The following is a 19,188-nucleotide window of genomic DNA, read 5'->3' as shown; positions in this document are numbered from 1 at the left end:
GGAAGTATGATGCGTATTATTCGTCCTCAGCAACTTGCTGTACTCAGAAACAGCTACCAGATTGGCAGGGAGTGCCGATCTGGTATCAGTGTGATTGCGGGCAGTTATTTATCCGCCCCTGATCACTTTGTCACTGAAGCACAGATTTGGCAGGCATGGAAGTCTGCCCCCCTTTCCTTCCGTATGTTAGATACTGCTGAGCCGAAACCGCATGCCGAATATATCCTTGCCGGTCATGCCGGCACCGGGCAGACACTGACGGCGCTGGATGTTGCCGTCCGGGTCGGGTCGCTCAGCCGGGCGTGGCGTCTTGAGGGAGACCCGTTTACCCGCGTTGCAATGGATCACACCGAAGCGCCGGGCGGCAGCGACTGCAAAGAAAACCCGCTGGGTAAAAATGCCCGCCGCGGTACACGCCCGGTGCTGAGAGAAGCCCGTGCCGACGGAGCCGCAGACCCTTATATTCACCTGGCGGCACCGTCGCCGGTGCCGCCGGATTTTTATGTCCGCCGCAGACACCTTGATGCCGTGGCTCACGTGATGACAGACAAACAGTATATGGAAAGCTGGTTTCCCGGTCTGCCGCCTGCCATTGACCGCCGTTATTTTCAGATGGCGCCGCCGCAGCAGCAGCTTTCCGCCGCTCAGTGGCCGCGCAGCGTGCCGTTTGAACTGCACGGCTTCCGGCCGGATGACGCGGTAATTTCCGGTACATTCCCGGCAGTGCGTGCCAGAGCATTGGTATTTGGTAAAGACGCGGCAACCGCAGAAGAGATCACGCTGGAGAAAAAGACCCTGTGGCTGCTGCCGGATGATGACCTTTGCCTGATGGTCTTTACCGGCAGTATTCCGTTGCCACATCTGTTTGCCGCTCCTGCGGTCACACTGCTGGCCGCACTGGATAATGACGGTACGGAACGACCGCTGACACATTATCAGGATGTGTATCAGCGCCGCAGCCGGACGGATACCGCTAATTTTGAATTTCTCCGCGACCGCGAACTGATGCCGGAAAACAGTCATTTTAATGTGATCCGCGATATGGCGGAACACCCGGATTCTCAGCGCTACACTGCCCGTCCTCTGACAAAACAGGATACCGATACGTTCTATCAGGATGTGGAAAACGCGATTGCGCTTCATGAAGAGAACCAGAAGCAATACTTCGCCCTGCCGCCGGAGCAGGAAACCGCCGTACCGGTCAGCGATACGCTGCACCGGAAAACAGTGCAGCCCGCGCCGGATTGCGATGCGGTAACCGAAAGCCGGGACTTTATCTCGCTCTCATTTGCCAACACAACATTGCAGGGAAAAACCTTCAAGCACTGCCATTTTAATCAGTGTGATTTCAGTGAATCACAACTGACACAGTGCAGCTTTGAACACTGCCGGTTTACCTCCTGCCTGTTTGCCGGGGCGGTGATAACCGGTTCACAGCTGACCGGCGGCCGCTTTCAGCTCAGTAATCTGAGCGGAAGTACATTTACCGGCACCGGCTGGGAAAATCTGACGCTGGATGACTGCCTGCTGGAAAAAACAGTCTTCACCCGCAGCACCTGGACGAAATGCCTGATTAATGACACACAGATAACCCGCTGCGAATTCACGGCGTGTGACATCAGCGGCGCAATGCTGTCACATGCCGGGCTGACGCATTCAGACTTCCGGCAATGCACGCTGACATCCCTGATAGCCGATAAGACCGGGGCCGCCGGTGTGCGCTTCACCGGGTGCAGTCTGACAAAAAGCTCCCTGATTGGCGGGAACTGGACAGCGTGTTCATTTACGGACTCCGTTCTGGAGAGTGTGACATCCGGTCAGTACAGCGATTTTTCCGGCAGCAGCTTTACCGGCTGCCGCCTGAATAAAACCGGTTTCAGCAATGCCGGGTTAAACCAGTGCCGCTTTACCGGATGCGAACTGATCGAAACCTGTGCCGACGGCAGCAATCTGACCGGTGCCGTGTTCAGTCACTGTGATATGGCCGGGATGCGCCTGAAAGATGCGGTAATGATCCACGCCTCTTTTATCAAAAGCAGTCTCCAGCAGGCCATGCTCTATAACGCCGATCTCCGTGACAGTACGTTTCGTCAGTGCAATTTCGCCGGGGCAAATCTGGCCATGATGTACGGCAATTCCGGCACCCACTTTGATTTATGTCTGATGGACGGCGTCCATCTGTTACCGCGCCGCTTCCGGCTCAATGTCTGACAGGAGGTCTGAATGAACGAAACCGCAAAACAGATTATGGATTTGCAGCCGGTGAAACTGATCCGCGATAAGCATTTCAGTCAGTTACAACTGAAAGATGACACCCTGTCACATCTGCATTTTACAGACTGCCGCTTTGAGCATCTCAGCACGGATAATGTGCAGGCGCATCAGCTCTGTTTTCTGCGCTGTAAATTCGCCGCCGTTTCACTGAGTAAAAGCCTGTTAAATTCCTGCACGTTTATTGAGTGTGAGATAGACACCATCACGCTGGCAGAATGCGGTCTGCTCAGTGTCTCTTTTCAGCAGACCACCATACAGTCGCTGAGTGCGGACAAGTGCCTGTCGGAGCGCTGCATGATGTCCGGCGGCAGGCTCAGTGAGAGTACCTGGAAAGAGGTCAGTCTGAGCTACTGGTCGGCGAATGACTGTGAGATCAGTCACTGGCATACCGAAGGCGGCCTCGTACAGGACAGCAATTGGTTCGGCTGCACCCTGACACAATTCCGCTGTACCGGTGCGCAGATTACCCGGCTGGTTTCCGGTAACAGCACACTGACCGATTGTCAGTTTACCGGCAATGAATGCGACATCCTGGTCTGGCAGAACTGTCATCTGGTACGTGCCGACCTGCGGAAACTGAATCTCACCTCCGCCGGGTTTGCCAAATCCCGGCTGGAACAGTGCCGTTTCGACAACAGTAATCTGCATTACGCCCAGTTCAATGAGGGATCATTGCACGACTGCACACTGACCGGCACGCAACTGACCTGCGCCCAGTTTACGGATACTGAGCTGTATGAGTGTGACCTGAGCGGCGCACAACTGATTTCCGCCGTTCTGGTGCGCGCGGTGCTCACACTCTGCATTCTGGATGACACCACATTAACCCGCACCGATATGCGTTTTTGTCAGCTTAAACAAACGCCGCTGCACAGTGCGGTGATACAGAAAGTCCGCCTGCACGGTGCGGAAACCGGGCTGACCGATCGCGGACAGAAATCGGATGAGCCTCTGCTGGCATCCGTTGATTTATGGTACGCCCGGCATCAGCCCGGCGTGAAAGATGACACCGGGTCCCCCCGTTTACCCCCAGGAGCCAGCCGTTATGTTTGACACAATACATCATACTGATACACCGGTTTTATCCGGCAGACCGCTTTTTTCCGCGCCGGAAACCCCGGTGATCGCCGCAACACGGCTTATTGCCGGCGATAACGGCGGACTGCTGTTGCAGTCACATCCGTATTCCGTCGTGACTGTCGCGGCCGGGTGCCTGATTGTCCCGGAAAAAGGCGATCTGGTCTGTGCCATGGTTCAGGGTGACAGCGCCTATGTGCTGTCGGTTCTGGAACGGCACGCCGCCTCCGCCCCGCTGACACTCAGCACTCAGGATACCCCGCTGCATATCCGCGCGCCGTCACTGGCACTGGAAGGAACGGAGAGTATCACCATGAAAACCGCCCGTTTTTCCCTGGTATCACACACCTCAAAATGGGTTGCACAGACACTGCGCCAGATTGCCGGCTCTCTGTTTGTCAGTGCAGAGAATGCGCACAAAAAGGTTGAGAATCTTGATACCACCGAAGCCGGTCACATTGCCCAGCATGCTGAAAAAAGCATGGTTCTGGACAATGAAATCGGCGCTATCACATCACGTGCCGTCCTTCGTATTGATGGCGGCCAGGTACATATGGGGTGATCACATGACAGCAGCAAACACACGGGCAGGCGGTATCAGCTTTTCAGGGTGCGAACCGATGATCCCGATCCCGGGACCCAATATCGCACCGAACACCACCGGGATACCGAATGTCGCCAACTATTTCTGCTGCGGCGGTAACGAGCAGAACCTGATGAGCATCCGGGTATCAACCATTTCCACCGGCATTATTCTCGGTGCCACCGGAGCACATTCGGCACAGATGACGCCGGTTCAGGGATCAGGCAAATACTTTATTCAGGGCAGCCCCGCGACCCGGCTGGGCGATATGAGTATGACGAATAACTGTAACGCTCCCGGCACCCAGATTGCCCCGAGCCAGACGAAGTATTTTATCAATGCCTGATTACCGCAGATGGATACGCAGCCTGCTGGTGGTGCCGGGTATTGTACTTCTCAGCAGTTGCAGCCTGATCTGGCCGGACGCACCGGAACCGCTGCCGGCGGACAGAACCGTCAGCCTGCGGATTGACGCCGCCGCCGGGGTGAATACCGACAGCAGAGGGAATTCATTACCGATCCGGGTCTGTGTATTTGAAATCAGCAGGGATGACTGGATACCGCCGGGGCTCTACCGGAATGCCCCCTGCGATGAGACGGCACCGGACCCGGTCATGATCCGTCAGATGCAGCATATTTTAAGCCCCGGTGAATCCCGCCGGTATTCGTTTGAGATCCCGCGGGAAACGGCACGCTGGCTGCTGGTGGCCGCGGAGTTTCAGATCCCCGGAAAAAATAAAAACACTGTACTGATTAATACGGAAGTTAATAAAAATTCAAATGTTGTTGTCGTGGTACGGGAACGCAGTCTGACACAGATGAAGATACCTGTTTCAGATAAGCCCTGACACCACGCCTGAGGACGGAACTGAGGACATAATTATGTTGTTAAAACAGCGTGTAGCCTGGGTTGAAGGGATGCTGATGGAACCTCAGCATTTTCAGCAGCAGGAGCGGTATTTCGAACATTTTACGGATATGCGTATCCGCAGCACAGATGCTCTTGCCTGGGGTTTTCGTCAGATACATCTCGACACCGGATTACTCGATCAGGGAAAAATCGCCCTGACCCGTGCCCGTGGTGTTTTTCCTGACGGCACCCCGTTTGATCCCGGCGGTGACGACCCGCTGCCGCCGCCGTTTGATCCGGGTCCGGACTGCCAGGGACAAATTATCTGTCTCTCCGTCCTGATGGATATGCCGGGGAATACCTTTATCGACCTGTCACAAAGCAAGAGACAGAGCCGCTTCAGTGTGATTAATGCCGATATCCGCGACCGCAACGCCGGTCTGGCCTCCGAAGGCACGCCGCAGATGGCGACACTCCAGCTCGGGGATCTCTGTACACGGCTGAATGTCCGGAGTGCGATCAGCGATGCGGAATCCCTGCTGCCCGTGGCGCGGATCACCGAAAGAACCCGTGACGGCCGCCTGATACTGGATGATAAATTCCTGCCGCCGATGCTCGATTTCCGTGCCTGCGGCTGGCTGAAAAGTGCCGTCACCGAACTGCTCGGTCTGATGGTACAGCGGCTGGAGAGTGTTTACCGCCCGGATGTGCCGCTGACCACCGGCGGACTGACTGAATTACTGGAACTCCTGCTGTTACAGACACTGAGTGAGTACCATCTGCGCCTGGCTCACTTGCTGGCGCAGCCTCAGGTTCATCCGGAGCGGCTGTTTTTTACCTTGCTGGGCCTGCTGGGACGCCTGAGCATTATCCCGGGTAAAGAGAATACTTCGCTGCACCAGGATTTCCACTATTCACACAATGAGCCGCAGAACGCGTATTTCAGTCTGTTTGCCGCGCTGCGCCGTGCCCTGTCACTGGTCATTGAGGCACCGGCTATCGCCCTGCCGTTTATCGAGCGCGGCGACAATATCTATCTGTACCAGAATGATCCGCAGTTACGTCTGGAAAAACTGGTCTTTATCGTCAGTGCAGAGCTGCCGGGCGATACCATGAGAAGTTATTTCCCTGCCCAGACCAAACTGGCGCCGGTGGAAAAAATTGTCCAGCTTATCGACCTGCAGTTACCGGGTGTGCGTATCACCCCGATGTCATCACCGCCGCGTCACATCCCGTATTACCCGAACAGTGTTTATTTTGAGGTGGATAACGCGGACCCGATGTACAGGGATATGCTGTCCGGCAGTGCCGCAGCACTGAGTATTGTCGGTGATTTCCCCGGATTACGTTTTGAGGCGTGGGGCTTGCGTCAGGGGAGAGTAGGATGAATGAGTTTGAACGCCAGATCAGGAGTGCCATATCTGCGGCCCGTACAGGCATGAAACAGGCCGAACACTCGTTAACCAACCCGATATGGCAGGCCAAAAGCACCGCCGCATCCATCGGCGGTATCATTCCGGCCGGTATGCGGGGGATGGGCAGCACACAACCGCAGGATGACGATCTGCCGGAATTCACGGCGGCCAATGAAGATCCCCCGCAGTCATCTGCGAACCCGGCTCAGAGAAAACAGAATCCGCTTCCGCCGATGCGCCCCGCACAACACCGGGAACGTCAGCAGAGCGCCCGTACCACCGGACAAAACACATCGCTGTTCGGTCTCTGGCATAACCCCTATATTTCAGCCGGGATGCCGCTGCTGTTGCAGATTGAGTGGTTCCGTAATGAGCCGCAGACCGATTTTGTCTGCGCCCGCCTCCAGATCGTCCGGAAACTGGAATTTTTCCGCAAAGATCTGCGCAGACAAGGATTCCCGCCGGAGGAGATCAACCACCTCTCTTATCTTATCTGTACCTATACCGACGGTATTTTTAACGACATGGTAAAAGAGGAGATGACGGGACTGAGCCTGCTGGTGGAATTCCATAAAGATGCCTGGGGCGGCGAAAACTGTTTTGAGCATCTGAAAGAATACATCAGCAATCCGCAGGATAACCATGATGTGCTGGAGTTCTATTATCTGATCCTGTCCATGGGATTTGAAGGTAAATACCGGATGCTCGATCGCGGGGCCGTATTGCTGATGGATCTGCGCAACCACCTCAGCGGCCTGCTCTATGCACAAAATACCACGCTGTTCTTATCCGATGTCCGTGCGGAAAACGTCAAACCACCGAAACGCCGGTTTATCACCGCACTGCGTATCCTCATTACCGGGCTTATCCTGGCCGTTATCGCCTACGGTATTTCCGCCTGGTATCTCCATGAACAGGCGCGCCAGATCCGCAATGACATTCTGGCATGGGTTCCGCCGGAGCCGCGCAAAATCAATATTATGGAAACGCTGCCGAACCCGCTGACCCAAATCTTAAGCGAAGGCTGGCTGGAAGTCCGTAAAGATCCGCGCGGCTGGCTGCTGATCTTCACCTCTGACGGTGCGTTCCTGACCGGTAAATCCGAACTGACGGAAGACTTCCTCAGCAAACGTAATATCGAGCGTCTGGGGGCCGCCCTCGCGCCGTGGCCGGGTGATCTGGAAGTCATCGGCCATACCGATGCCACCCCGTTCCGCAAAACCTCCGCCAATAATAACCTGAAGCTGTCAGAGGCCCGTGCGGTGGTGGTCGCCGATATTCTGCGGACCAATACCATGATTAATCAGACTCACAACCGCGAAATCACCGCGACAGGCCGGGGGGAAAGCGATCCGATCGCGGATAACACCACCGATGAAGGCCGCAAACGTAACCGCCGTGTCGATATCTTATGGAAAATCGGTAAACGCGACGCGGAACAGGCCATGCAGGGCTATCAGGACGGCGATGTTCCGGCGGTACTGAACGGGACCCCGGCACTGTCAGCGGGTAATCATAATGACAACACTTCAGCGGAACCGCCTGTGCTCCCGGCATGGATGAAGTAACGGTATACAAGGACGTATTATGATCAGACGATTTATCATCCTTATCATTGCATTGGTTCTCAGCTACATCATCTGGTGGGTCGGGCCGATGGTTGCCATCGGCAATTTTTACCCGCTGGCCCGCGTGCTGGTACGCCAGATTATTATCGGCGTTATTCTTTTCTGGGCGTTGTGGCCGTTTGTGGCTTTCCTGTTCAGCCGTCTGTTCCGGTTTCTGCGGACACCGCTGCCGAAGCCGAGAAAGAAGATTATCCAGCTTGACCGGGTCACTGCCCGTTTTACCGATGCTATCCGGACACTGCAGTTTATTGCGCTGGCGGGCAAAAAAACCCGCAGCGAACGGATGAAAATCCATCTCAGCCGTGAATACATCAACAACAAGCCCTGGTTTGTGGTGATGGGTCCCGCCGGATGCGGCAAAACCTCCGTCATTTATAACAGCGGCGAGCAGTTCCTGCTGTCCGAGCAGTACGGGTTATCCCGCACAACCGATATCGGCCCGACGGTTGACTGTAACTGGTGGCTGACAGAGCGCGCCGTGTATATTGATACCGCCGGAGAATGGGTACAGATGCACGGACAGAGTGACGATGCCGGTAATGCACGGCAGAAATTGTACGCTCTTATCCGCAAGCACCGCCGTTATCCCGGTATCGACGGGATTATTTTGTGTGCGGATATCGGTACACTGCTGTATGCCCCGCTGACCGAGCGGAAATCGCTGGCTGACACATTACGTATCCGTATTCTGGAAATGGCGGCACTTTTTCAGTCCGATATTCCGGTTTACCTGCTGCTGAATAATATTGACCACCTGCCCGGCGGTGAGGCATTCCTGAATATCGCCGATGACGATCTGCTCGCCGGCGGTCTGGGGATCAAACTGCAATGCACAGACGATCACCGCAATAATTTTATTCATGATGAAAATACCTATCACCAGCTTCAGATCCGGGTCAGCAACTATATTCTGGAAACCCTGCACAATGTGCCGGATGACGGATTACGCCACCAGCTTCTGTTGTTTATTGAATCGCTCGGCGCGCTGCAAAAACCGTTGTTTTCCTTCCTCGAACAGATTTTTCCGGCTTCTGCGACAGGCTATACCGGCTGTCTGCGTCAGTTGTGGATGGGCAGTACTATCCCGCTGATCGCACGTGAGAGCCTGTATAACGCAGACAGCGACGGGTTGTTTGATGAGCGTCAGTCCGGCGGCATGTACTTCCCGGCGCTGATGCAGGCCATCACCGAGCGCGGTGTGCTGCACAGTGCCCGCTACCGCCCGCTGCGCAACAAGCTGATGTCCGCCGCCCGTTATTCCGCAGTAACGGCAGGACTGCTGGCAACGGTGATGCTGCTCTCCTCCCGCTACTTCTGGGAGTCGGATTTTATTTCTTATGCCAGCGCCCGCTTTGAGGAAACCAAACGGATTGTCCGCGATATCCCGGTCACCAGTCAGTTTAATGATGACCTGATTGCCGCTTATGAACAGCTCGGCTATATCAACACGCAGTTTCTGGAAAGCTCTCCGCCGCTGCTGACACCGTATTTCGAGCATAAACTGCTGAGTAATGCGATGGAGCAGACTTACCGGCGCCATCTGTACAAGATCTTCTGGCCTGCCGTGGAAAATTATATCGCCAATGAACTGAAACAGAGTGCGCTCAACGGCAATACCGATGCATATGATACACTTAAGGTCTATCTGATGATGGTTTACCCGTCATACAGAGAGCCGGAGGCGCTGGAAAACTGGTTTATGATCCGCTGGGATAACTACGCGGTACAGGGCTATACCGAAACTGACCGCCGCCTGTTCCGCTATCACCTGCACGAATTGTTCAGCGACACCTCATCCACCGCCCCGGCGGCCAAAATGAATGCGGAACTGGTGCGTATCGCCCGCGTTAATGCCATGAAAACCCCGATCCATCTGCGGGTGGTTAACCGTATCAAAGATAAACCGCTGCCCGCAGGTATTCAGAATATCTCACTGGCAGACGCCGCAGGCCCCAGTGTATCGCTGATGCTGCGCCGCAAGAGCACCAATACGGTAACCGATTCCGCCGTTTCCGGTTTCTACACCAAAGCCGGTTATAAGGATGTTTTCCTGCCACAGTTACAGGATGCAGCCACAGATATGATCAGCGAAGAAAACTGGGTACTCAGTGACAACGCCGAAAAACGTGGTGATATCGGTACACAGGAGGCGATTCAGACATTATCCAATGAAGCGCTGAAAGCCTACCTGTCTGAATATGCCAATCAGTGGGACAGTTTTCTGAAAGACATCCGTGTCCGTCCAATCAGTGATCTTGACGATGCGGCGCAACTCGCCCGTCAGTTTACCGAACCGTCTTCACCGCTGACTGCGCTGGTACAGTTTGCCATTGATCAAACCACTCTGAGCCGCGAAAACCAGCAGGATGCCACCGGATGGTTTGCCCGTCAGGAAAACAAGCTGACTCAGACCCGCCGCTCGCTGCTGGACGGGGTCAGCAATGATCGGTCTGCGGGCAGCACGCCGGAAAAAAGTCTGGAGGCTCGTTTTGAGGCGCTGCACCGCCTGCGTCAGGCCGAAACGACCGGCGCCAATGATCCGCTGTTCACGGTTTTTGACCAGGTTTACAACAAACTGGCCACCCTCTCCGCCTCGCTGCGCGCCGGTCAGATCCTGCCGCAAAACAGTGAAATCAACCGGTTACGTGATGATATGCTTCGTCAGCCGGAGCCTGTACGCAGTGTCATGATAGATCTGCTTTCCACGGGCGAACAACAGAGCCTGCAAAAAAGTAAAGAGAATCTCAGCCGTGGTGCTTCATCCATTGCCTCTGATTCCTGCCGGACAACCATCAGCGGCCGTTACCCGTTTAACCGCAGCGCGAGAGAGGAAGTCGGTATCGGGGATTTCACCCGCATGTTCGCACGCGGCGGCGCAATCCAGAGCTTCTTTGATTCAAATCTGGCTGCCTATGTGAATACCGGGGCAACCCCCTGGCAGATCCACCCCGGCAGCCGCGGCGTGGTATCAGCCAAAACGGTGGCGTCATTCGAAAACGCGGCCCGCATCCGGGATTCCTTCTTTGATCCGGCCGGCACAATGTCGATGTCCATGATTATCCGACCGATCTCATTATCGCCTTCGGTTCTGGAAGCCGTACTGGATATAGACGGTCAGATAATCCGCTACAGTCACGGCTATCAGGAGCCGGTCAAAATTAACTGGCCGGGGCCCAAAGGTGGCATTTATACACGTCTGACATTCAAAACACAGGACGGACAGGTGGAAACGGTCAGCTTTGACGGGCCGTGGGCACTTTTCCGGATGTATGACGCCGGTAACCCGGTACAACTGAGCAGCAACAGCCGCCAGCTCACTATGGCAATGGGTCAGGTGAAAGGGTTCTTTATTGTCGAGCTTAATTCAACAATGAAGGATTATCCGTTGTGGTCACGGGCATTAAAACAATTTTCCTGCCCGGGTAATATCTGATAAACGAAAAGGACAGTTATTATGTTAGATCCGAAAAATGTACAGTCAGTACTGAAATTCAGTACTGAATCAGGAAACAACTCGGCTTCAGAATTACAGAAACCCTTTATGGAAGGGGTTGAAAATATGAGTATGTCCGGTTCGGATGCCTCGCGTTCAATACTGAAGAACGTTAATCAATCCTGTGACCAGATGATGAAGGAAATGGGAAAAATGTTCGATGGTCTTCAGGATAATCTGGATGCTCATCAGAAAATGCAGCAGGCCGAGCGTCCGAAAGATTTCGATACCGCCATGAAAGATTTGCGGACAACGCTTTCCTCCGGTTTCCCGGAAGAGATGAAAAGTATGTTTGATAAAATGCCGAAGATATAATACGAACATAAAAAATACCGGGAAAATCCCGGTATTTTTTTGTTCTGAAAAGAGGAAATCAGAATAAGTATTTAAAACGGACACGCGCCCCGTAACGGTCGTTATCTTTACTGTCAACCATCGTCATATCCCCTTTCCCGTTAATATGGGAATAATACGCACCGAGATAGGTTTTAAAATTATCCATGCCCAATATATCCGGTAACTCATACGACGTGAATACGGTATGAATATTATACCGGCCCGGATTTAACGTATCATACTGACTGTCATCAAGTGCATTCACAACCTGATAGGATTTAATATCATTATGTGCATAGATATAACCCAGCTGGAACTTGCGCCATAAGATATTCGTTCCGGCTGAGAAGTCATTTTCATTCTTCGCATCCAGATAAGCCGTGCTGAGATTAACCACCACCCCGTTCTCCGGGTCATCCTTCAGGGTATCCCATTTCATGGTCAGGCCATAACCGGTACGGCGCGACTGATCCGTAAATTTGCCGTCAGCATTATCAAAACCGTAGGCATTACTGATGACGTTGGCATCCACAGCACCCGCAATCGTGACATTATCATAATTCCATGCCACCACAGGACGAACGTAAATCACATTCTTTTTATTCTGTAATTTACGTCCATGATATTCCTGATCTTTAAAGACACGACTGCCATCCTCAACCAGCGTATTCACCTCAAAATACCAGTTATCATATTGGCTGCTGAGGTTCATTCCGCCACCATGGTTACTCCGCCCGCGCCCTTCTTTCATCATATAGATATAGCCGAACCCGTCAGCATAGAGATCATTGGCACTGTTACCCGAATGTTCAACAAACGTATCCTGGTTCAGCGGGAACATATCATAGGCTTCATAGCGGCCGATTTTATATTTCCATTTATTTTCTTTACCAAAATAGAATACGGCATCATCCAGCCCGATATTACCGGTCATATTCGCTAACGGCTGAACACTAAAGCCGGCATAGTTGCCGTTATCCAGTTTCCGCTGCCCGTCAAGACCAATCAGTATCCGTCCGTTAATATCCCAGCGCTCTTTATCACCGAAATCATCGGCCCCGTGCCCGGTCTGTGTATGCATTGAGGTAATCTGCCCTTTCCGGCTGGCAGCATCTATATTGAACTCCACATCACCGTATAATTTCAGTGACCCTTTACCGTTATCTGCGCTGACGATATTACTGAAACCCGATGTATTTCCCTTATCGGTATTGCCGGCCGGCGCCGTATTCTGAGCCATTAAACTTTCCAGACGTTCTGCTTTTTTCTCTGCCGCCACAGCTCTGGCTTCTGCTTCAGCCGCTCTTTTTTCAAGACTGTTCAGACGCGCCTCAATATCACTTAATGATGTTTCAGCACCGGCAGAAAAAGGGAACACAGAAACAGCAAACCCTGTTATCAATGCTAATTGCGTTAATTTCATTATATTTACCTTTGTTCGCGACGATCAGATGGCTGCGGCATATGAATATGCCGGGCCTTCATCAGAAAAATTTATTATCAGAAATTTAATTATTGTTTTATTTTTAATACATATTCAGGCGTGATTTCTTCAAACGACGAAATAATAAGATCAGCACCACGTAATAATGCATGATCTCCGGTGACACCGACTGAAAAAACACCCGCCCTGTTCAGCGCAGTAATACCTGACTGTGCATCCTCAAAGCCTATTGCATCCTGCGGCAGGACATTAACAGATAACGCTGCCTTCAGAAATATTTCAGGGTCCGGTTTACCTTTACTCAACAATGCAGGATCGACAATTGATTTAAAATAATTATCAATATTGAGTTTTTTTAAAATAAAAGGTGCATTACGGGATGCCGATGCAACGGCACACGGTATATTAAGCATATTCGCCCGGACAATAAAATCATGAACCCCGGGTAAAATATCCTTTTCGGATAACTCCCCGAGTAATTTCACATAATAATCATTTTTTTCATCCGACAGTAATCTCTTTTCCTCATGACTGTACATATCCGACTGACGACCATACTCTAATATTTTTTCTAATGATTCCATCCGGCTGATGCCTTTGAGGTTTTCATTAAATTCCTCACTGATATCAAAGCCTGCCTTATTGGCAATATATCGCCATGCAATATAATGATACTTTGCCGTATCAACAATCACACCGTCCAGATCGAATAAAAATCCTGATTTCATGATGTGTATTCCTTTACATAATGATATGAAAACGGCGTGCCTGCTGTAATCTGATGTGTTTCATTATCAATATCGATATAGGCTTCTTTGTCCGCCGTGACGGATACCGATGCCGGTGAGATTAAAAAGTAATAATGAACACCACGATGCTGTAAATTAAAACGGATACGTTTCCATTCCGCCGGTAATGATGGTGAAACAGATAAACGATCACCACGAATATCCACTCCGGCATAGGACATTACCGCCGTATTGATTGTCGCGGCCATAACCCCGGTGTGAATACCTTCAGCGGTGGTTCCGCCCTGAATATCACCATAATCCGATCGCAGCGCCTGCTGATACAATTCCCGGGACAAATCGTGCAACCCGGTATCACAGGCCAGTTGTGCATGCACCACTCTGGATAATGTGGAGCCGTGAGAGGTCCGTTTTAAATAATAATGAAGGTTCGTCTGTGCGTAATCACGGCCTAAGTGATAGCCCATGTTATTCAATATCCCGGTGACATCATCACGGGAAAAATTATTGAATATCATCAGCGTATCGGCCTGTTTGGCTACCTTATAATTATCCGCACTTTTACCTTCCGCACGCAATATTCTGTCCATCCGGTAAATATTGCCGTACTTATTCTTATAGTGTTCCCAGTCAATCTCTTTCAGGGAAAAATACCCGTCAAACTGAGCAATGACATCATCATCAATGACCAGCGCTAAATGCTGACCGGCATGACGGATATCCCGGATAAACGCAGTGTCTTCCCCGCCGGTATGAAACTGCGGATACAGTTCAGCCAGGACGGAAAACAACCAGGAGATCATCATATTGGTATAGGCATTATCTTTGAGCCCGGCGCTGCTGCTGCCGCTGATATGCTCATGAAATTCATCCGGCCCCATCACGCCGCTGACAGAGTAACGCCCGGTAACCTCATCATATTCCGCTTTACTCAGCCAGAAGCGGGCAATATCTGTCAGCATTTCCATACCGTACAGCCGCATGAATTCCGCATCACCGGTATTTTTCCAGTACAGCCAGATATTATAAGCAACGGCAAGAGATACATGGCGCTGAAGATGACTGTAATCCGGATCCCAGTGACCGTTCAGCGGATTCAGATGCACCGATTGTGTCTGCTCACTGCCGTCCAGACCTGACTGCCACGGATACACCGCGCCCTGACAACCGCTGTCCTGTGCAATTTTCCTCGCTCCCGGTAACCGGTTATAACGGTACATCAGCAACTGACGGGCCGTTTGCGGGAAATGCATAATATAAAAAGGCAGGATAAAGATTTCATCCCAGAAAATATGCCCCCGGTAAGCCTCTCCGTGTAATCCCCGGGCCGTCACCGACACATCGAGCTTATATTTTCCGTTACTGTATGGTGAACACGATGACAGCAGATGACAGATATGCAAACGTAATAACTTCTGAGACATTAAATCGCCGTCAATAACAATATCGGCCTTATCCCATAAGTTTTTCCATGCCTGCTCAGACGCTTCTGCCTGAACAGCAAAATCAGCCAGCGTTGTTTTATCCGCATCAGCCCAGTTATCCGGAAAAACAGACGAAAGACGGATGTTAATACTTTTTGCAAGACGGTATGTTTTTCCCTTTTTCGCATGACAGGTAATAAGCTGCTGTACTTTATCAGGGCTCTCTTTTATCTGAATATCGCTGTCAGTAAAAAAATCCCCGCTTATTTTTGCGGTCACACCGATACCGATACCTGATTGCAGTGTCCGTGCATTTAATTGTGTATAACGGCCTTCCGCCCCGCGGGACAATACCCGGTAATGGTCTGATGTCAGGCTGCGGTAACGTTCCACACCATAATTACGGGTCGTGCCGTCAATACAGGTGGCAACGGTAATCTCCGCATCAACATTCAGGGGAGTGAAGCTGTATTCAACCGCAAACCGTTCCGGACAGGACATATCCGCCAGCATCCGGCTGTTAATCTGAATCAGGTGTTTACGGGAATCTTCTGCAACCCAGGTCTGCGTCAGAATACCGGTTTTTAAACACAGGTTCCGGTACAGGACTTTATTGCGGCAATTTTCCGGCGATAACCACTCACCATCGCCGATTTTTATCCGGACGGAACGGGCATCAGGAACATTCACAAAATCTTCATTCGATACCGTATTCCCGGCGACATCTGACTCCGCACGGTTATAACAACCGGCCAGATAGGTTGCCGGATACGCCGCATCACCTGCCCGCATATCCGGCAGTGCTCCGCGCACCCCGAGATATCCGTTTGCGGTGGTTAATAATGATTCTGCGGCATATTCTTCTTTGCCCGCCGTAAATCCGGAATAATCGATATTCCAGCAAAGTTGTTCATATTTCTGTTTTAGTGCCTGCGCCAGATCGCTTTCTGTTAATACGATCGTTCCCTGCTGTGCAATAAAAGGCACATTGAAGATTTCCGAAAATGATTTCTCCAGATCAATAATGGCATTCCCGGCAAGTTCAGCACAAAATGCAGGATAATCCGGCACCCGCTCCCCCTTAATGACACCACCTTTAATACCGGGAAAATCACGGCTGATTTCGGTTAAAATATCCAGACATGTTTTAACGGATATCTCACGCCAGCAAAAAGCATAGTCATATTTATCGCTGCCGGAAAAAATATCAGCACCACTTTCTTTTACAGACACAGTCAAATAGCACATATTAAATTCACTTTATTAATTTACAGGGAAGTTACCAGGGTGCCTTTGCGCTGCTGATAACGATACATCATCATTGTTAATAAGATCGGAACAACAATGGCGACTATCATGGCAACAAGATAAATACCCCAGAAAGCAGGCTGAATAGACAAAATTCCCGGAATACCGCCGACACCAATACCATTGGATAACACATGCGCAAAACCACAAATTAACCCTGCCAATGCAGCACCAATCATGGCGCACAGCATCGGGAAGCGGTAACGCAGGTTTACACCGTACATCGCCGGTTCAGTCACACCTAAATAGGCAGATATTGCCGCCGGAATCGTTATTTCGCGTTCGTCCTTTTTGCGGCTCATAATAATGATGCCGACAACCGCTGAGGCCTGAGCAATATTTGATAATGCAATGATAGGCCAGATAGGTGTTCCGCCGATGCTTTGCGTCAACTGCATATCAATGGCCAGCGTGGTGTGATGCAACCCGGTAATGACCAGTGGCGAGTAGAAAAAACCAAATATCATTGAGCCGATTAAGGCATAATCACCCAGCATTAAATAGCGGACACCATCCGAAATAAGATTACCGACAGCACGTCCGAACGGCCCCAGCATGGCGTGAGCCACTACCACCGAAACCAGAATGCTGATGATCGGTACAACCACCAGTGTTAAATATTCAGGAATACGGCGGCGTAATTTCACTTCAAACCAGCCAAGGAATAAACCGGCCAGAATAGACGGGATCACCTGAGCCTGATACCCCACTTTCTGAATGGTAAATACGCCGAAATCCCAGACATCCGGCGTCTGACTGCCGATACCATAAGCATTCATCAATTGAGGTGATACTAATGTAATGCCCAGCACAATACCCAGGATCGGAGAACCGCCCATTTTTTTGGTTGCTGACCAGCAGATAGCCACCGGCAGGAAATGGAATATTGCTTCACACGGTAACCACAGGAAATCATATATTGGCTTTAGCCAGTCATAATACGCCGTCAGCGGTTTATCATCGCGGATCGGCATTTCACCGATAACATTCCGGAGCCCCAGTAATAAACCACCACAAATTAATGCCGGCAGCAAAGGAACAAAAATTTCGGCCAGATTGGCAATAAGCCGCTCCCAGAATTTCATATTTTTTCTGGCAGCAACCTTGGTTTTTTCTTTATCTGATTCAGATATATTGAGTTTTTCAATTAAGCCGCGGTAGTAGTCACCGACATTCATGCCGATGATAACCTGGAATTGACCTGCGTTATTAAAACACCCCTTAACCCCGGGTATTTGCTTAATAGACTCAATATCTGCCAGTTCAGGATTATTTAACACAAAGCGTAATCGTGTCAGACAGTGAGATACCGTACTGATATTTTCCTTTCCACCGGTAAATCTGATGATCTGATCCAGTTCATCACTATGAACATTAATCTCCATATCCCCATCCCCGTATAAAACGTCTCTTTTTTAAAATACGTTCAGTATGGGAATGACTCAATGGGAACGATCCCATTGCGGGACAGACATCACACAAAAATTTATTTAACCCAATAAAATCAATAAGTAAAAGAAGGTGACGGGACTAAGTGTATTTTGGGTGAAAAATTGCCATTAACCATATCAATCAATAAGTTGACAGATTTCTGACCGGTTTTACTCATACCCAGACGGCATGTTTTTACATCCGGAAAGAGGAAGGTTAATAAGTCATTTCGTCCGATACAGGCAACAAAAATAGTATTAATCTGATGATGAAGAAGATATTTTTTGACACCAAATGCCAATGATTCAGTTGCACATAATATGGCCTGAGGGCGTTTCAGTACGATATTTTCGGCGAGAAGATAACCGCTTTCATAATTTAATTCACCTAATGCCGCATCCGATACTATGTTATATTTTTCGCAGTAATGCTTATAAGACTGATAACGTAATAGCCCTGTTGTTTCATCGTGTTCATTAACACCGATATAACTGATGGCTGTAAAATTCTTCTCCTGATGAAGATAATTCATCAAATGATTTACGGTTCCGGAATCATCATTACAGACACAGGTATACCCTTCAAACGGACGGGCAATAACAACGATATTTTTTTGCCAGGAGGATAATTGCTCTCGGTCCAGACCGGTAAATGCAAATAAAATAACCCCATCCACCTTTCGTCTTTCAAGCATAGACAGATGCTCATCAACCTTTGCAGGGTCAAACTGGCTTTCCAGAATAATAGGATCAATATTATTTTTATATAAGACCGGCAGCATCGCGCGAATTGCCTGATTCTCAGAATAGGAATCAAGCCGGGTAACAATAATACCAAATGTCCGGCACGTTAATCCTCTCATCGCCCGTGCTGATTTTGATGGCGCAAAGTTATTCTGCTCAATGACTGCCAGGACTTTACGACGGGTCTCTTCATTGACGTTCTGCTCGTTATTTATCACGCGGGAGACAGTGGATTTACCGACATTACAGATAGCTGCAATATCTTTAATGGTGAGTTTTTTCACTGTGTATGCTCCCGTTGATTCATTTTGATCTGGTTATCAGAACAGATGCCAGGTGAGTCCTGCAATCCGGTGCAGGGTATTATACGCATTTAACGATGAGAATTGCCGGTTGTTAATTCATTATCCTAAAAATGAGCACATATTTCGCC

The 19,188-nt window shown here is 50.5% G+C and carries 14 protein-coding genes; 9 read left to right on the top strand and 5 right to left on the bottom strand.

Annotated features, from left to right (window positions below; all coding sequences use genetic code 11):
* The first annotated feature begins 6 nt into the window (after positions 1 to 6).
* From ACF8OF_RS05410 to ACF8OF_RS05370, 9 genes are all read left to right on the top strand, one after another.
* The gene (locus tag ACF8OF_RS05410) at positions 7 to 2,211 is read left to right on the top strand and encodes a pentapeptide repeat-containing protein (protein ID WP_392495958.1); all 2,205 of its coding nucleotides are present in this window, start codon (positions 7 to 9) and stop codon (positions 2,209 to 2,211) included.
* A 12-nt stretch (positions 2,212 to 2,223) separates the two neighbouring features.
* Complete coding sequence (locus ACF8OF_RS05405; protein WP_262860001.1) at positions 2,224 to 3,327, top strand: pentapeptide repeat-containing protein; 1,104 nt, start codon at positions 2,224 to 2,226, stop codon at positions 3,325 to 3,327.
* Positions 3,320 to 3,913: a DUF3540 domain-containing protein gene (locus ACF8OF_RS05400; RefSeq protein ID WP_392495957.1), complete on the top strand. Its 594-nt coding sequence runs from the start codon at positions 3,320 to 3,322 to the stop codon at positions 3,911 to 3,913. Before ACF8OF_RS05405 ends, ACF8OF_RS05400 begins: the two co-directional genes overlap by 8 nt.
* Before the next feature lie 4 nt (positions 3,914 to 3,917).
* Positions 3,918 to 4,280, top strand: a complete 363-nt coding sequence (locus tag ACF8OF_RS05395; protein ID WP_262860003.1) for a DUF4150 domain-containing protein — start codon at positions 3,918 to 3,920, stop codon at positions 4,278 to 4,280.
* Positions 4,273 to 4,782 carry a type VI secretion system lipoprotein TssJ gene (gene tssJ / locus ACF8OF_RS05390; protein WP_262882118.1) on the top strand — a complete coding sequence of 170 codons (510 nt, stop codon included), beginning with the start codon at positions 4,273 to 4,275 and terminating at the stop codon, positions 4,780 to 4,782. Before ACF8OF_RS05395 ends, tssJ begins: the two co-directional genes overlap by 8 nt.
* Positions 4,783 to 4,816: 34 nt before the next feature.
* On the top strand, positions 4,817 to 6,172 hold the full coding sequence (gene tssK / locus ACF8OF_RS05385; protein WP_262860005.1) for a type VI secretion system baseplate subunit TssK: 1,356 nt from the start codon (positions 4,817 to 4,819) through the stop codon (positions 6,170 to 6,172).
* Positions 6,169 to 7,767 carry a type IVB secretion system protein IcmH/DotU gene (gene icmH / locus ACF8OF_RS05380; RefSeq protein WP_392495955.1) on the top strand — a complete coding sequence of 533 codons (1,599 nt, stop codon included), beginning with the start codon at positions 6,169 to 6,171 and terminating at the stop codon, positions 7,765 to 7,767. The genes tssK and icmH overlap by 4 nt, the downstream gene beginning before the upstream one ends.
* 88 nt (positions 7,768 to 7,855) lie before the next feature.
* A complete protein-coding gene (tssM, locus tag ACF8OF_RS05375) occupies positions 7,856 to 11,260 on the top strand; it encodes a type VI secretion system membrane subunit TssM (protein WP_392496274.1) in 3,405 nt (1,134 codons plus the stop codon).
* A 21-nt stretch (positions 11,261 to 11,281) separates the two neighbouring features.
* On the top strand, positions 11,282 to 11,635 hold the full coding sequence (locus ACF8OF_RS05370; RefSeq protein ID WP_025153574.1) for a DUF6277 family protein: 354 nt from the start codon (positions 11,282 to 11,284) through the stop codon (positions 11,633 to 11,635).
* Between the two features lie 58 nt (positions 11,636 to 11,693).
* On the opposite strand, the gene ACF8OF_RS05365 is transcribed toward ACF8OF_RS05370, so the two are convergent.
* The 5 genes from ACF8OF_RS05365 to treR all read right to left on the bottom strand — a co-directional run bounded on the left by ACF8OF_RS05365 (position 11,694) and on the right by treR (position 19,039).
* Positions 11,694 to 13,079 carry a carbohydrate porin gene (locus ACF8OF_RS05365; protein ID WP_262862680.1) on the bottom strand — a complete coding sequence of 462 codons (1,386 nt, stop codon included), beginning with the start codon at positions 13,077 to 13,079 and terminating at the stop codon, positions 11,694 to 11,696.
* 89 nt (positions 13,080 to 13,168) lie between these two features.
* Positions 13,169 to 13,828, bottom strand: a complete 660-nt coding sequence (pgmB, locus tag ACF8OF_RS05360; protein WP_349466984.1) for a beta-phosphoglucomutase — start codon at positions 13,826 to 13,828, stop codon at positions 13,169 to 13,171.
* The gene (locus tag ACF8OF_RS05355; protein WP_392495953.1) at positions 13,825 to 16,521 is read right to left on the bottom strand and encodes a glycoside hydrolase family 65 protein; all 2,697 of its coding nucleotides are present in this window, start codon (positions 16,519 to 16,521) and stop codon (positions 13,825 to 13,827) included. Before ACF8OF_RS05355 ends, pgmB begins: the two co-directional genes overlap by 4 nt.
* A 20-nt stretch (positions 16,522 to 16,541) precedes the next feature.
* The gene (gene treB, locus ACF8OF_RS05350; protein WP_262864699.1) at positions 16,542 to 17,966 is read right to left on the bottom strand and encodes a PTS trehalose transporter subunit IIBC; all 1,425 of its coding nucleotides are present in this window, start codon (positions 17,964 to 17,966) and stop codon (positions 16,542 to 16,544) included.
* 119 nt (positions 17,967 to 18,085) lie between these two features.
* Positions 18,086 to 19,039: a trehalose operon repressor TreR gene (gene treR / locus ACF8OF_RS05345; RefSeq protein WP_392495952.1), complete on the bottom strand. Its 954-nt coding sequence runs from the start codon at positions 19,037 to 19,039 to the stop codon at positions 18,086 to 18,088.
* Between the last annotated feature and the right edge of the window lie 149 nt (positions 19,040 to 19,188).

Source organism: Morganella sp. TYF_1, from assembly GCF_043105645.1.
Lineage (GTDB): Bacteria > Pseudomonadota > Gammaproteobacteria > Enterobacterales > Enterobacteriaceae > Morganella > Morganella morganii_B.
Note: the sequence above shows the minus strand (reverse complement) of the source record. Positions and strands in the feature narration are given on the sequence as shown.